The sequence below is a fragment of the Paracoccus sp. SM22M-07 genome (genome assembly GCF_001887735.1).
GTDB lineage: Bacteria > Pseudomonadota > Alphaproteobacteria > Rhodobacterales > Rhodobacteraceae > Paracoccus.
The window spans coordinates 22914-37056 of record NZ_JPKW01000015.1; the positions used below are offsets into that span (position 1 = coordinate 22914).

General features: G+C 66.1%; 16 protein-coding genes and 1 riboswitch. Of the genes, 5 read left to right on the forward strand and 11 right to left on the reverse strand.

The features are described 5' to 3' along the window. Positions 1 to 6: 6 nt before the first annotated feature. Positions 7 to 1056 (reverse strand): dipeptidase, encoded by a 1050-nt coding sequence (locus IE00_RS16720; protein ID WP_072298335.1) that lies wholly within the window; start codon positions 1054 to 1056, stop codon positions 7 to 9. Positions 1057 to 1182: 126 nt separating this feature from the next. On the opposite strand from IE00_RS16720, the gene IE00_RS16725 reads away from it, so the two are divergent. Next, the gene (locus IE00_RS16725; protein WP_072298336.1) at positions 1183 to 1506 is read left to right on the forward strand and encodes an antibiotic biosynthesis monooxygenase; all 324 of its coding nucleotides are present in this window, start codon (positions 1183 to 1185) and stop codon (positions 1504 to 1506) included. Between the two features lie 79 nt (positions 1507 to 1585). Further along, positions 1586 to 2224 carry a ParA family partition ATPase gene (parA, locus tag IE00_RS16730; protein ID WP_072298337.1) on the forward strand — a complete coding sequence of 213 codons (639 nt, stop codon included), beginning with the start codon at positions 1586 to 1588 and terminating at the stop codon, positions 2222 to 2224. On the opposite strand, the gene IE00_RS16735 is transcribed toward parA, so the two are convergent. The 6 genes from IE00_RS16735 to IE00_RS16760 all read right to left on the reverse strand — a co-directional run bounded on the left by IE00_RS16735 (position 2221) and on the right by IE00_RS16760 (position 7868). Then, positions 2221 to 2955 carry an ABC transporter ATP-binding protein gene (locus IE00_RS16735; RefSeq protein ID WP_072298338.1) on the reverse strand — a complete coding sequence of 245 codons (735 nt, stop codon included), beginning with the start codon at positions 2953 to 2955 and terminating at the stop codon, positions 2221 to 2223. The two genes, parA and IE00_RS16735, sit on opposite strands and share 4 nt — an antisense overlap. Next, complete coding sequence (locus tag IE00_RS16740; RefSeq protein WP_072298339.1) at positions 2955 to 3941, reverse strand: iron ABC transporter permease; 987 nt, start codon at positions 3939 to 3941, stop codon at positions 2955 to 2957. The genes IE00_RS16735 and IE00_RS16740 overlap by 1 nt, the downstream gene beginning before the upstream one ends. Further along, complete coding sequence (locus tag IE00_RS16745) at positions 3938 to 4720, reverse strand: ABC transporter substrate-binding protein (RefSeq protein ID WP_240493970.1); 783 nt, start codon at positions 4718 to 4720, stop codon at positions 3938 to 3940. The genes IE00_RS16740 and IE00_RS16745 overlap by 4 nt, the downstream gene beginning before the upstream one ends. Further along, positions 4707 to 6521 carry a TonB-dependent siderophore receptor gene (locus IE00_RS16750; RefSeq protein ID WP_170864193.1) on the reverse strand — a complete coding sequence of 605 codons (1815 nt, stop codon included), beginning with the start codon at positions 6519 to 6521 and terminating at the stop codon, positions 4707 to 4709. Before IE00_RS16750 ends, IE00_RS16745 begins: the two co-directional genes overlap by 14 nt. Positions 6522 to 6650: 129 nt before the next feature. Continuing rightward, positions 6651 to 6838: riboswitch (cobalamin riboswitch) on the reverse strand. 36 nt (positions 6839 to 6874) lie between these two features. Further along, a complete protein-coding gene (locus tag IE00_RS16755; RefSeq protein WP_072298342.1) occupies positions 6875 to 7558 on the reverse strand; it encodes an NAD-dependent deacylase in 684 nt (227 codons plus the stop codon). A gap of 7 nt (positions 7559 to 7565) precedes the next feature. After that, positions 7566 to 7868, reverse strand: coding sequence for a hypothetical protein (locus tag IE00_RS16760; RefSeq protein ID WP_083554484.1), 303 nt, complete (start codon positions 7866 to 7868; stop codon positions 7566 to 7568). Between the two features lie 237 nt (positions 7869 to 8105). On the opposite strand from IE00_RS16760, the gene IE00_RS16765 reads away from it, so the two are divergent. The 3 genes from IE00_RS16765 to lepA all read left to right on the forward strand — a co-directional run bounded on the left by IE00_RS16765 (position 8106) and on the right by lepA (position 11698). After that, entirely contained in the window at positions 8106 to 8801 is a 696-nt protein-coding gene (locus IE00_RS16765) for an HAD family hydrolase (RefSeq protein WP_072298343.1), read from the forward strand. Then, entirely contained in the window at positions 8798 to 9727 is a 930-nt protein-coding gene (locus IE00_RS16770) for a DMT family transporter (protein ID WP_072298344.1), read from the forward strand. Before IE00_RS16765 ends, IE00_RS16770 begins: the two co-directional genes overlap by 4 nt. A gap of 171 nt (positions 9728 to 9898) precedes the next feature. Continuing rightward, complete coding sequence (gene lepA / locus IE00_RS16775) at positions 9899 to 11698, forward strand: translation elongation factor 4 (protein ID WP_072298345.1); 1800 nt, start codon at positions 9899 to 9901, stop codon at positions 11696 to 11698. A gap of 68 nt (positions 11699 to 11766) precedes the next feature. On the opposite strand, the gene IE00_RS16780 is transcribed toward lepA, so the two are convergent. From IE00_RS16780 to IE00_RS16795, 4 genes are all read right to left on the reverse strand, one after another. Next, entirely contained in the window at positions 11767 to 12144 is a 378-nt protein-coding gene (locus tag IE00_RS16780; protein ID WP_072298346.1) for a hypothetical protein, read from the reverse strand. 160 nt (positions 12145 to 12304) lie between these two features. Then, positions 12305 to 12451 (reverse strand): entericidin A/B family lipoprotein, encoded by a 147-nt coding sequence (locus tag IE00_RS16785; RefSeq protein ID WP_072298347.1) that lies wholly within the window; start codon positions 12449 to 12451, stop codon positions 12305 to 12307. Between the two features lie 63 nt (positions 12452 to 12514). Further along, positions 12515 to 12898: a D-ribose pyranase gene (rbsD, locus tag IE00_RS16790; protein ID WP_072298348.1), complete on the reverse strand. Its 384-nt coding sequence runs from the start codon at positions 12896 to 12898 to the stop codon at positions 12515 to 12517. Positions 12899 to 12902: 4 nt separating this feature from the next. Further along, on the reverse strand, positions 12903 to 14084 hold the full coding sequence (locus IE00_RS16795) for a dipeptidase (protein ID WP_072298349.1): 1182 nt from the start codon (positions 14082 to 14084) through the stop codon (positions 12903 to 12905). Positions 14085 to 14143 lie beyond the last annotated feature (59 nt).

Below are 14143 nucleotides of genomic sequence, written 5' to 3' on the forward strand. Positions count from 1 at the left end.
CGGGGATCAGTCCTTCCAGGTCCGCTTCAGAACGCCGATCCAGTTGTCGCAGGCGATCTTGGCGATCAGCGCATTACCATAGCCATGGTCGCGCATCGCGTCGATCAGCGTCGGCAGGGCGCTGGCATCGGGAATATCCTGGGGCATCAGCGCGCCGTCGAAATCCGACCCGAAGGCGACGCCATCCTCGCCCAGGATGGACAGCAGGTGGTCCAGATGGCGCAGCATGACATCCGACCGTTCCAGCGGCAGGCGCTTGCCATCGGGCCGCAGGAAGCTGGAGGCGAAGTTCAACCCCACCAGCCCCTTGCTGTCGGCAATCTGGTGCAGCTGCCTGTCCGTCAGGTTCCGCGAGCTTTCGCAGATCGCGTGGACGCCGCTGTGGCTGGCGACCAGGGGGGCATCCGACAGGGCGGCGATGTCGTTGAATCCGGCCTCGTTCAGGTGCGACAGGTCCAGCATGATGCCAAGCGCATTGCATTCCGCCACCATGTCGCGACCTGCCTGCGTCAGCCCCGTGCCAATATCGGGCGAGGCCGGAAAGGCGAAGGGCACCCCATGGGCAAAGCTTGTCGGGCGCGACCAGACCGGGCCAAGCGAGCGCAGTCCCGCCGCGTGCCACAGGTGCAGGTCGTCGGGGGTGCGGATGGCCTCGATCCCCTCCATATGCATGATGGCGGCGATCCTGCCCTGATCCATCAGGTCGGTCAGATCGGCGGCCTTGCGCGCGATGCCCAGGGTGCCGGTCCGCTCCAGCGACAGCAGCGCCGCCGCTTGCGCGAAGGCGTGGGGCAGGGCATCTTCGGCCGGGATCTGGTCGGGTAGGGGCATGTGGAAGGGCGGGTTTTCCATCTTCTGCTGCGCGTCCGCGTCGCTGAACCCCGCGGCCGAAGGAATCCAGATGGCGAAGAATCCGCCCGCCAATCCGCCCTGCTTCATCCGTGGCAGGTCCAGATGACCGGTGCCGTCACCCTTCAGCCAGAGATCCGCACCCCCCTGTCCGGCGGCAACCACGCGTTGCAGAAAATCGTTATGTCCATCGAAGATGCGTGTCATATTGCGTTCCCCTGTCCTGTTCGGGCGCAAGATGCACAGCATGCAGCCCCGGCGCAATGGCATCTGCGGGCTTTGCGAAACGGCGGCGCGCGATTAGGCTGGCCCTGATCAAGCAAGGGGGGAACCATGCCACAGATCATGTCCGATTTCACCGGCCAGACCGTCATCACCACCTTCGAGGTGACGCCGGGCAGTGCGCATGACGTGCTGGACCTGCTGACGGCGGCCTGGGAGCAGGTCATCAGCCAGCAGCCGGGCTGCATCGGCGGCGCCATCCATCTGAACGATGCCCAGACCCGGATCGCGACCTATTCCCAGTGGAACCAGCGCGGCGATTACCAGGCCATGCTGCGCAGCACCGAAATGCGTCGTCGCAACCGAGAGATCCACGACATGTGCAAAAGCTTCGAGCCGGTGATGTACGAGGTGCAGGCCGTCTTCGGCCGCTGATGCTGCGCCTGCATTATGGGGGTGCAATTGCCCGCGCGCCTGATAACGTCGCGCCAAGGGACAGCAGAAGGATCGGCGTATGGCGGGACGTATCATCACCGTGGCCCAGCAGAAGGGCGGTTCGGGCAAGACGACGCTGGCGGTGAACCTTGCGGTGTCGCTGCATGGTCGTGGCCATTCGGTGGCCCTGGTCGATACCGACCCGCAGGGCAGCATGGGCCGCTGGTTCATGGAACGCATGCAGGCGCAGGGAGAGGACGAGGCGATGGATTTCTCGACCTCGTCCGCCTGGGGGGCCAGCTATGAGAGCGAGAAGCTGAAGAAGCGTTTCGATTTCGTCATCATCGACACGCCGCCCAAGATCGACAGCGATCTGCGCCCTTCGCTGAAGGTGGCGGATCTGGTGCTGGTACCCGTCGCCACCAGCCATGTCGATCTGTGGGCGACCGAAGGGGTGCTGGACCTGGCGCGGCGTGAAAAGGCCGATGTTCTGGTCGTCCTGAACCGCGCCCGTCCCAACACGCGCCTGTCGGCCGAGGTCGCCGAAAAGGCGCAGGAGCTGGGCGCTAGCGTCGCCCAGGTGCAGATCGCCAACCGCGTCAGCTATGCCGAGACTTTGGGCCAAGGCCTGGGCGCCATCGAAGCCCCCCGGTCAGGTCCCGCCCGGACCGAGATCGCAGCCCTGACCGATGAGGTCCTGGCCAGGCTTGAGGTCTAGACCGGCAGGATCGCCAGCCCGTCTGGGGTCCGGACACGGCGCAGGGTGATCCCGAACGCCCGGGACATCAGGTCGTCCCGCAGGACCTGGTCCGGCGTGCCGTCGGCGATGACGCGCCCCTGTGCCAGCAGCACCAGCCTTGTGCAGAAACGCGCCGCCAGCCCCAGGTCGTGGATCGAGGCGATCACGCCGTGTCCCTCCTGCGCCAGGGCGGCGAACAGGCGCATCGTCGCCAGCTGTTGCGCGGGGTCCAGCCCCGCGATCGGCTCATCGGCCAGCAACAGCGGCGTGTCCTGTGCCAAGGCGCGGGCGATCAGCACCCGCGCCTGTTCCCCGCCCGACAGGCGCTGCGCCGTGCGATGCGCGAATTCGCCCAGACCCATCCGCGCGATGGCACGGTCGATGGCATCGCGGTCGGCTGCCGTCCCGCCGCCGCCGGGCCATGGCAGACGTCCAAGTGACACCAGATCGCGCACGCTGACGGGCCACGCGATTTCCTTGGCCTGCGGCAGATAGGCGGCGTGACGCGCCCGTGCGGGGGCCTCCATCATGGCCAGCGACGACCGGCCCGTGGCGGGGATCAGGCCAAGGGCGGCCTCCATCAAAGTGGATTTTCCCGCACCGTTCGGGCCGATCAGGCCGATGAATTCGCCCGGACCGATGCCCAAGCTGACGCCCGTCAGGACGGGCCGGTTGCGGCGGGTCACGCAGAGGTCGTGCAGTTCCAGCATCAGATGCGTCCCCCGCTGCGGGTCTTCCAGATCAGGTGCAAGAACAGCGGTGCCCCCACGATGGCGGTCAGCACGCCCAGCTTCAGGTCGCGTTCAGGAACGATGACCCGCACCGCGATATCGGCCGCCAGCAACAGCGCCGCCCCGCCCAATGCCGAGGCGGGCAGCAGCCGGGACGGCCGCGCCCCGACCCAGGGGCGCAGCAGATGCGGCACGACCAGCCCGACGAAGCCTATGGCCCCCGCAACCGCCGTCGCGGGACCCACGATCAGCGCGACGCCCGCGATCAGCCGCCAGCGCAGGGCGGTGCCGTCGATCCCCAAGGCCTGGGCCGCAGCCTCGCCCAGGGTCAGGGCGTCAAGACCCCGCGCCGTGGTGGCGATCAGGGCCGCGCCCAGGATCATCGGCGGCAAGGCCAGCGCGACATGGACCAGCGACCGGTCGGCCAGCGATCCCATCAGCCAGAAGATGATCTCGTTCGCGGCATAGGGGTTGGGCGACAGGTTCAGGACCAGCGCCGTGCCCGCGCCCGCCATGGCCGAAATGGCGACCCCTGCCAGGATCAGCGTCACCGACCCGCCACGCGGGCCCGCCAGCGCCACCAGAAGGCCGATGCCAACCGCCGCCCCGGCCAGCGCCGCCACAGGCAGCGCCAGCGCGAAGGCCAGCGCGGCCCCGGTCTGGATGGCGATGACCGCCCCCAGGGCCGCCATGCCCGACACGCCGATCAGCCCAGGTTCGGCCAAGGGGTTTCGCAGATAGCCCTGCATCGCCGCCCCGGTCAGGCCCAGCCCCGCACCCACGGCCAGTCCCAGCATCGCGCGGGGCAGGCGGATCTGACGCATCACGATGGGCAGGGGGCCGTCGCCGCCAAGCGTCAGCGCCTTGAGGCTGGCCAGCGTCCCGACCGCCGCAGGCCCGATCAGCACCGAGGCCATGAACAGCGCCAGCACCAGCGCGATCAGCAGGCGAAAGAGCGGCGTCATGGCAGGCTTTCGATGGCGTGCAGGATGAAGGGCGTGCCGCAGATCCAGGCGCTGTCGGTGGTGACGGTCGGTGTCCGCGCGGCATGGCGAAGGGCGGGATGGTCCAGGATCGCTTCGGCCCGGGACCGGCCCGGCCAACGCGCCCCGGTGACGATCAGGTCAGGTCGGGCCATCACCAGCTGCTCCAGCGGCAAGGTGCCGGAATGGGTGATGCCCAGATCATCGGCGATGTTGTGCCAGCCCGCCTGTGCCAGAACCGTCCCGGTCAGCGTCTGCCCGCCCGCGGTGAAGCCGTTGGCGTCGTAAAAGACCGCGCGGCCCTTGTGGCTGTGCGCGATGGCGGCCAACCCGGCATCGAACCGGGCCAGCAGGGAACGGGCGGCGTCCTGACGGCCCAGCAGGTCGCCCATCAGGGTGATCTGGTCGCGGATCTGGGGGATCGTGTCGGCCGGCGGCAGGATCTGCACGGGGATGCCAAGATCCTGCAGCATCGCCACGGCGGGCCCCGCCGAGAATTGCCCGGTCAGCACAAGGTCGGGGTCCATCAGGTAGATTTCCTCGGCCAGGCCATGATTGGCGGGCAGGGCCTTGGCGGCCTCGGCCATGGGCGACAGTGCCGGGTCCTGGGCATAGCTGCCGACAGACACCAGCTGCCCCGGCGCCGCCAGCATCAGGGCCAGCTGATCCGTGCACAGGTTCATCGACACCACCCGTTCAGGGGCGGCCAGCGCCGGTGTGCCCACCAGCGCCAGCAGAAGGCAGGCTTCAGAAGGACGCACGCAGCCCCGCAAAGATCGCCCGGTCCGAGGTGCCGTAACCCTCCAGCACCTGGTATTCGCGGTCCAGCAGGTTCTCGACCCGCAGATAGCCGGTGGTGGTTGCGGTCAGGTCGCGTTCGATCTGGGCGTTCAGCACCGTGAACGAGGGCATTTCCGTGCCGTCATCCAGCAGCCCGTCCTGATAGGTCGCCTGAAGGCTGGCCCGGGTGGCGGGGTCCAGATCGGCCTCGATCCGCAGGGTCGCGCTGCGTTCGGGAACGCGGTTCAGCGGGTCGCCATCGGGGTCGCGCGTGTCGGTATAGGTCAGGTTGCCCGACAGGCGGATGCGCTCGGTGATGGCGGCCCGGCCCGTCAACTCGATCCCCTGGGTGCGGCTGTCGCCGGTGATCTGCTCATAGCCGAAACTGTCCAGAGAATAATCGATCAGGTCGGTGACCTTGGTGTGGAACAGGGTCACGCCGATGCTGCTGTCGGCGGTGGGGGTGTAATCTACGCCGATCTCGGCCCCGGTGGCGGTTTCGGGGGTCAGATCGGGGTTGCCGCCCCAAGTGGCGTAAAGTTCATAAGGGGACGGCGCGCGATAGCCGCTGCCATATTGGCCGCGCAGCGTCACGGTATCGGTGGCCCGCCAAGCTATCGCCAGACGCCCGGTTTCCTTGCCGCCGAATTGCGAATTGTGGTCGTGCCGCGCCGACAGGGCCAGGTCCAGATCCGGCGTCGCCGCCCATTGGGCCTCGGCATAGAGCGAATTCGTCAGATAGCGCGCATCGGTCGCATCGCCCTGAAAGCGTTCGTCGCTGTGGCTTGCGCCCCATGCCAGCGTGACGTCCCGCCCCACAAGGGTCGAAGCGTCATAGGCATATTCCGTCCGCTCTCCTTCATAGGGATAGGTGACGCCGTCAAAGGTTTCCTGACGCGATGTTTCGCTGCGCTGAACCGAAAACCCGTGACGCGCAGCACCGATGGCATAATCCGCAAAGATCCGCGCGCCGCGCATGATGCCCGCGCTGCGATCGGCATTGTCGACCAGCGTCGGGAAATCGCCGTCGGTCTCCACGCGGGTCTCCTGCCAGAAGCCTGCCACGCCCACGGTCAGGTCGGGCGTCAGGTCCTGGCTGGCCGACAGGGTGACGCGGGTGGCGCGGGCACCGTCATCTTCGGTGTTGCCGTCGTTTTCATCGGCGACCGAAAAGCCGTCGGTTTCGTAATGCTGCACCGTCAGGGCGGCGCGCTGGGTGTCGTTGGCGGCCTGCAGCCCATAGGACAGGCGGGTGCTGGCATTGCTGCCATATTCGACGCCTGCCTGCTGATGCAGCCCCTGGCGGTCGGCATCCAACGTGGTGATCGAAATGACACCGCCGATCGCCTCGGAGCCATAGAGCGCGCTTTGCGGACCCTTCAGCACCTCGATGCGGGCGATGTCGGCGGTCAGCATCGCGCCCGCGTCAAAGCGGATCTGCGGTGCGGATGGGTCGCTGACATCGATGCCATCGATCAGGACCTTGACGTATTGGGTCGGCAGGCCGCGCAGGCGCAGGGTCGATTGCGTCCCGAACCCGCCATTCGACGTGGCCGAAACGCCCGGCAGGGTGGCAAGGTAATCGACCAGGCGCGTGGTGCCGCTGCGCCGCAGGTCATCTTGGGTGACGATCTGGACATCGGCGCCGGTGCGCCCCAGTTCGGTTTCGGTCTGGTTCGCCGACAGCACGATTTCGGGCAGCAGGATCGGTTGGTCCTGTGCTGCGGCGGCACAGGGGGCTGTCAGGGCGGTGGCAAGGAAAAGGCGGGTCAGCAAGGGCACGTTCTGCATCCTTCGGGATGCCCGGACCAGTCGCGGCCGGGCGGGTATGGTCAGTCGCGACCCCAGGGGGACCCGACGGCGAATACCACCACGACGGAAGATCCGTTTCGCATATGCGCCCCGCATATGCTTTGGGTGATCGCGCTCGGCAGGTCTCCTGGCTGGGCGGGTCGTCGCTTGGCCGGACCTTCCCATCCCTTTGGGGACAGTGGCATTCCCGACGTTGCTGACCGCTGACAGTTGCGGGGGCAGCCGCAGATTCACACTGCGTTCCCTTTTCACCGGGCGAACCCGGAACCGAGGCAGGACGGGCCTAGCCCATCGCCCCCCTGCGACGCAAGATTTATCCGATGTCAGCGCCGGCAGATGTCGTCGACCCAGGCGGGCACGGTCCGGCTGGCGGGGCCCAGGATCTGATCGTCGAAATCGGCGGCGTTCATGCTGGCGTCCAGGTTCAGCTCCAGGCAGGTGGCGCCATTGCGTCCGGCGTGCTGGGCAAAGCCTGCCGCCGGATAGACATTGCCGGAGGTGCCGATCGCGACGAACAGATCACTGGCTTCAAGCGCCTGCCAGATGCGTTCCATGTGCTGGGGCATTTCCCCGAACCAGACGATGTCCGGTCGCGTCGCCGGCTTGCCGCAGGCGGGGCAGGGATCGTCAGGGGACATGACCATCGGGGCGGGCCAGCCATGCCCGCATTCGGCGCAGGTGGCACGGTTCAGCGCGCCATGCATGTGGATGACATCGGTGCTGCCTGCGCGTTCGTGCAGGTCGTCCACGTTCTGGGTGACCAGGGTCACGTCGTGACGGGTGGCCAGGCGCAGCAGCGACAGATGCGCGGCATTCGGCCGGGCCGCGGCGGCTGCCTTGCGGCGCATGTTGTAGAAATCGTGGACCAGCGCGGGGTCCTTGGCAAAGCCTTCGGGGGTGGCCACATCCATGATGCGGTGGTTTTCCCACAGCCCGTCGCTGGCGCGAAACGTCGCCAGCCCGCTTTCGGCCGATATTCCGGCGCCGGTCAGGATCGTGATGCGCATCGCGCCGTCAGCGGCAGAGACGTTCCGACTGGGACGCGAAATTGCGATAGCGGCGCCAGAACGAATTGTCCGAATCACGCTTGGAGGTCCGAACCTCCTGGGCGCGGTGCGGGTCGCGGAAGAAGGCCGCGGCCTTGCGCTGGTCCGAACGCGACAGGGTCTGGTTCGCGACCTGCTGGATGCAGCCGCACAGGGGCGCGTTTCCACGGGCCCGGTCCGAGCGCACGCAGGCATTGTCGATGGGTCCGGCCATGGCCAGGGGCGTGGTCAGCATGACGGTGGCTGCCGCGATCACAAGACGGTTCAGCATGGGGCTGTCTCCTCGATTCTCGTCCTCGGATGTCGAGGATGCCGGTTGGTTCCGGTCTTTCTTGCCCCGACGGATGGTCATTCATACCAAAAAGGGGGCCGCGTCTCAATCACGTTACAGGCATGGGTTGTCCGGAGAGGGGCCTTTCGTCGGCATCTTGTGGCGCGCCGGGGGTTGCCAGACGCGCGTTCCCCCTGCATTCCGTGCAAAAGCCGACGCGCAAACAGGAGCATTGGGATGATCGACGCCATCGGATTGGATGCTGATGACACCCTGTGGGAGAACGAGACCTTCTTTCGCGTGACCGAGGCCGAGTTCGCGGCGCTGCTTGGCGATCACGGAGAGGCCGAGACCATCGCCTCGCGGCTCTATGACGTCGAGCGGGCGAACCTGCAGCGCTATGGCTATGGCATCAAGGGGTTCACGCTGTCGATGGTGCAGACGGCGGTCGAACTGACGGATGGTGCGGTGGACGGACGCACCATCGGGCGCATCCTTGAAATGGGACGCGAGATGCTGGCCCATCCGGTGCATCTGCTGCCCGATGTCGCCACGGCGCTGGAGGCGTTGCAGGGACGGCGGCTGATCCTGATCACCAAGGGCGACCTGATGGACCAGGAGCGCAAGGTCGCGGCATCGGGCATGGCGGATCTGTTCGACGCGGTCGAGATCCTGGCCGACAAGACGCCCGAGGCCTATTCGCGGGTGATGAACAGCCACGGCATCGCGCCGGACCGGTTCCTGATGGCGGGCAATTCGATGAAAAGCGACGTGATCCCGGTGCTGCGGATCGGCGGTTGGGGGGTCCATATCCCCCATGGGCTGACATGGATCGCCGAACATGCCGAAGCGCCGGATCACCCCCGGCTGCGCGAATTGCCGACCATTGCGGGATTGCCGGGACTGGTCGCGGATCTTGAGGCATCGGCATGAGCGCCTTTGCCCGCCTGTCCGACAACGGCAAGGCATCGTTGTTCATGAGCGCGTCCATGGCGATGTTCGCCTTCGAGGATGCCTTCATCAAGACCCTGACCCGATCCATGCCGGTCTGGGAATTGCTGGCGATCACCGGGCTGGCGGCGATGGGGGTCTTCTGGATCAAGTTGGCGATGCAGGGGCAGTCGCTTTGGACGCGCGACCTGCTGCACCCGATGGTCGTCCTGCGCAACATCGGAGAGATCATCGGCGCCTTCGGCTTCGTGACGGCCCTGGCACTGGGTGAACTGGCGACGACATCGGCCATCCTGCAGGTGCTGCCGCTGACGCTGGTTCTGGGGGCGGCGCTGTTTCTGGGCGAACAGGTCGGATGGCGGCGCTGGTCATCGGTGGCGGTGGGGTTCGCCGGGGTGCTGCTGATCCTGAGGCCGGGAACGGCGGCGTTTCATCCGTCGATGCTGCTGGCGGTGATGGGGGTGATCGGGTTGACCCTGCGCGACCTGGCGACGCGCAGAATCCCGAAGGGCGTGCCGTCGGACCAGTTGTCGGCGTCTGCCTATGGCGCAATGGTGCCTGCAGGCGTGCTGCTGGCGATGCTTAGTGGCGAGGCGGCGGTCATGCCCGACCCGACGCAGGTGGGGTTGCTGCTGGGCACGCTGGTCTTTGGCGTGTTGGGATACACCGCGCTTGTGGCCGCGTCGCGCATGGGCGAGGCATCGGTCGTGGCACCGTTCCGCTATTCCCGGCTGGCCTTCGCGCTGGTCGTGGCGGCAGTCGTTTTTGGCGAGCGTCCCGATCTGCCGATGCTGATGGGGGCTGCGCTGATCGCCGGGGCAGGTGGTTATGCCATGTGGCGCGAGGCGGGGCTGCGTCGCAAACCGCTGGCCGGCGCCATGCGCCCCGGAAACGGTCCCCTGACCTGAAAGCGGCAAGCCGGCCACGGCCCCGTCGAGGGGCCTTGCCGGCTGCGTGTTCACGGAACACGCCACCCCGACCCGCATTCGGCGCACCCTGTCGCCGCGTCTTTCAAAACAAACGCGCGCGGGTTGCGAAATCCTCTTTTCGCGGCCCGCGCAACCCAGTATAGCCCGGCCATGACCGAGTTGTCCCTCATCCGCAATTTTTCGATCGTGGCTCATATCGACCACGGCAAATCCACCTTGGCCGACCGGCTGATCCAGTTGACGGGGACGGTCGCCGAACGCGACATGAAGACCCAGATGCTGGACAGCATGGATATCGAGCGCGAGCGTGGAATCACCATCAAGGCGAACACGGTGCGCATCAACTATCCTGCCAAGGATGGGCACACCTATGTGTTGAACCTGATCGACACGCCCGGCCATGTCGACTTCGCCTATGAAGTCAGCCGGTCGATGCGCGCCGTCGAAGGATCGCTGCTGGTCGTCGATGCGACGCAAGGCGTCGAGGCGCAGACGCTGGCCAATGTCTATCAGGCCATCGATGCGGACCACGAGATCGTCCCCGTGCTGAACAAGATCGACCTGCCCGCCGCCGAACCCGATCGGGTCAAGGCGCAGATCGAGGATGTCATCGGCATCGACGCCAGCAACGCCGTGTCGATCAGCGCCAAGACCGGCATCGGCATCCCCGACGTGCTGGAGGCCATCGTCACGCGTCTGCCCGCACCCAAGGGCGATCGCGACGCGCCGTTGAAGGCGATGCTGGTGGACAGCTGGTACGACAGCTATCTGGGCGTCGTCGTCATGATCCGGGTCATGGACGGGGTCGTCCGCAAGGGCGACCAGGTCAAGATGATGCAGACCGGTGCGACCTATCGCCTGGACAAGCTGGCGGTTCTGACCCCTGCGATGAAGGACATCGCAGAGCTGGGGCCGGGCGAGATCGGCGTCTTCACCGCCTCGATCAAGCAGGTGCGCGACACCCGCGTCGGCGACACGATCACGACCGAGAAGAAGGGCGCCGAGAAGGCGCTTCCCGGCTTCAAACCCGCGCAGCCGGTCGTCTTCTGCGGGCTGTTCCCGGTCGATGCCAACGATTTCGAGCCGCTGCGCGATGCCATCGAGAAGCTGGCGCTGAACGATGCCAGCTTCAGCTATGAGATGGAAACCTCGGCCGCGCTTGGCTTTGGTTTCCGCTGCGGGTTCCTGGGCCTGCTGCACCTTGAGGTGATCCGCGACCGTCTGGAACGCGAATACGATCTGGACCTGATCACCACCGCGCCAAGCGTGGTCTTCAAGCTGCATATGCGCGACGGCGAGGTCATGGACCTGCACAATCCCGCCGACATGCCCGACCCCTCGATCATCGATCACATCACCGAGCCGCGGATCAAGGCCACCATCATGGTGCCCGACGAATATCTGGGCGACGTGCTGAAGCTGTGCCAGGACCGCCGCGGCATCCAGCTGGACCTGACCTATGCGGGCAGCCGGGCCATGGCCGTCTATGACCTGCCGCTGGCCGAGGTGGTCTTCGATTTCTACGACCGGCTGAAATCGGTCACCAAGGGCTATGCCAGCTTCGACTATCAGATCAGCGAATACCGTGAGGATTACCTGGTCAAGATGTCGATCCTGGTGAATGACGAACCCGTCGACGCGCTGTCGATGATGGTTCATCGCGACCGCGCCGAAAGCCGGGGCCGCGCGATGGTGGAGAAGCTCAAGGAACTGATCCCGCGGCACATGTTCAAGATCCCGATCCAAGCCGCCATCGGCAGCCGCGTGATCGCGCGCGAAACCCTGTCGGCGATGCGCAAGGATGTGACGGCCAAATGCTATGGCGGCGACGCCACGCGCAAGAAGAAGCTGCTGGAGAAGCAGAAGGCCGGCAAGAAGAAGATGCGCCAGTTCGGCAAGGTCGAAATTCCGCAGACGGCCTTTATCCAGGCGCTGAAGATGGACAGCTGATATCGGACGGACAGGACCCTGCGGGGCCCTGTTTTCCATCCGTGGTCATGCGTCCGTGAAAACCTGGCCTAGAGGTCGGGAATGATCGGGTCGCAATATGCCGTGACCGCGCGGCCGATCGACATCGATCCATCCCGCTGCCCTGATCCGAACTGGGACAGGCCCGCACCTTCCGCCTTGCGGGTTTCATCCAGAGTGAAGGTGATGCCCTCGCCGCTGCTGCGGGGTTTGGGGCTGGCACGCCAAATGCGGGTGCTGACAGGTTGCTGCAGTTGCTGCCTGGCCAGGTCGCCGGCGGCACACCAGTATTCCGTTGTCAGGCGGCCGCTTTCGAAGGGAACGGCGATGTCGGTCTGGTTGATCTGGTGGGCCTCCATTCCGTTGCGGGCGGTGAAGGCCGAAACGGGCAGGGGCAGAGCGATGAGCATGATCGCGAAAAGTCGCATGTCGATGTCTCCTCGGTTTGGATTGTCGAATGACAGGGCCGAATGGTCCCACAGATCAGCAATCGATGCAAATCAGGCACGGTGGCGTGCAGGGAACCCGTCAAAGAAAAGGCCCCCGGCAGCGTGAACTGCGGGGGCCCGGAGCCTGAGGGGCAGGAGCTTACATGCCTGCCTGTGCCTCGGCGCTTTCTTCCTGAACCACGGCGCCGGCGGTCGAAATATCGCGCCCTGCGCCTTGAACGGTCTCGCATGCCGACAGCGCCATCATGGCCAGAATCGCGCTAAGCCCCAGAAATTTCTTTTGCATTGGTTGGTCTCCTGTTGATCACCATCTGAGGTTGCAACGCCGGTGATGGCCTTGGGTTCCGCCTCAGAAGGCAACACCGGCCCACAAGCAGATATTTGCATATGGGGTGCATTCGCCGCTGCGGATGATGGCGTGGGCCGACGCGGTTTCACGCTTGAAATCGTCATGCGGCAAGCGCGTAACGGACCCGATCTGACGGTCGGTGAAATCGGCGACCAGTTGATCGGAAGCTTCCTCTGCGATGCAGGACCGTTCGACGACCAGTTCGCTCAGCAGCGCGTCCAGAACCTGCATGGTGCCGGGGACCCCTCGCGTCAGGGCCAGGTCGATGCAGCGCACGCCGGGGGGGACGGGCAGGCCCGCGTCCCCGATCACGATCAGGTCGCCATGGCCCATGCCAGCCACCAGCCCCGACAGTTCCGCATGCAGCAAGGTCGTTCGTTTCATCGTCTTATCCGTTCGCATCGGGCAGGATCTGCCCCAAATAGGTCATCATGTTGCCGCCCATCACCTTGGCGATCTGATCCGAAGTCAGACCCTGGTCGATCAGCGCCTGCGTCAGCGCGGCAAGATGCGCTGCATCGAAGGGGGAATCAACCGATCCATCCCAATCGGACCCAAGGGCGACGTGATCTTCGCCGGCAAGGGCGATGGCTGCGGCGATCGCGCCCGCGACATCGGCGGGTGTCTTGCCGCAGACCACGTCCGACCAGAAGCCGATCCCGATCAGCCCACCCGCCTGCGCAACCTGGGCGACCAAGGCATCCGAGAGATTGCGCGGGCTGGGGCAATGCGATGCGATCCCGGTATGCGAGACGATCGGCCGGGCCCCCGGAACGGCCAGAACGTCGCGCACCATCGCGGGCGAGGCATGGGCCAGGTCGATCACCATGCCCTTTGACACCATCTGCCGGACCACCTGCCGCCCGAAATCCGACAGGCCGGCCGCGTCCTGACCATGCAGGCTGCCGCCCAGTTCATTGTCGAAGAAATGCGTCAGACCCATCAACCGGAAGCCCGCGTCATGCATCACCTGCAGGTTCGCCGGGTCACCCTCCAGCGGGTGCCCGCCTTCGGAACCCAGCACCGCGCCCAGCACCTGCTGACCCGCAGCGCGATCGGCCAGCAATTGCTGCAGGTCCTGGCGGGTGCGGATGATCCGCAGGCTGTCAGGGGATCGCGCCGCGGCATCGGCCAGCGCCTCGGCCTGGACCAGCGCGCGTTCCCGCAGCGAAAACCACGACCGGGGCGGGCGCAGCTGTCCCATGAACAGGGGGGTGATGTTGTCCCCCGCATCGGTGCTGTTGTGGTCGTAATTCTGGCCGCGCGGACTTTTGGTGACGGTGGTGAAGACCTGCACCGCCATGTTGCCCTGCAGCAGGCGCGGCACGTCGCTGTGGCCGCGATCGACCTGGCGCAGCAGGTCGCGGTCCCACAGCAGGGCGTCCGAATGCAGATCACCGATGGTCAGGGATTGGTGCAGGGCCCGTGCCTCGTCGGACACGGGCCAGCCTTCGGGGGGCATCGTCACCGGGTTCATCATGCGCTCGGCATAGGGCGGGGCGAAAATCAGGAAGGCCGTCAAGGCCCCTCCGACCAGAACCGCAGCCCCCACCGCCAGCTTTTTCCACATTGCCCGCCCCCCATGACATTCCGCAAAATCCTGTCCGCAAAACGGCGCGGGGGCAAGTC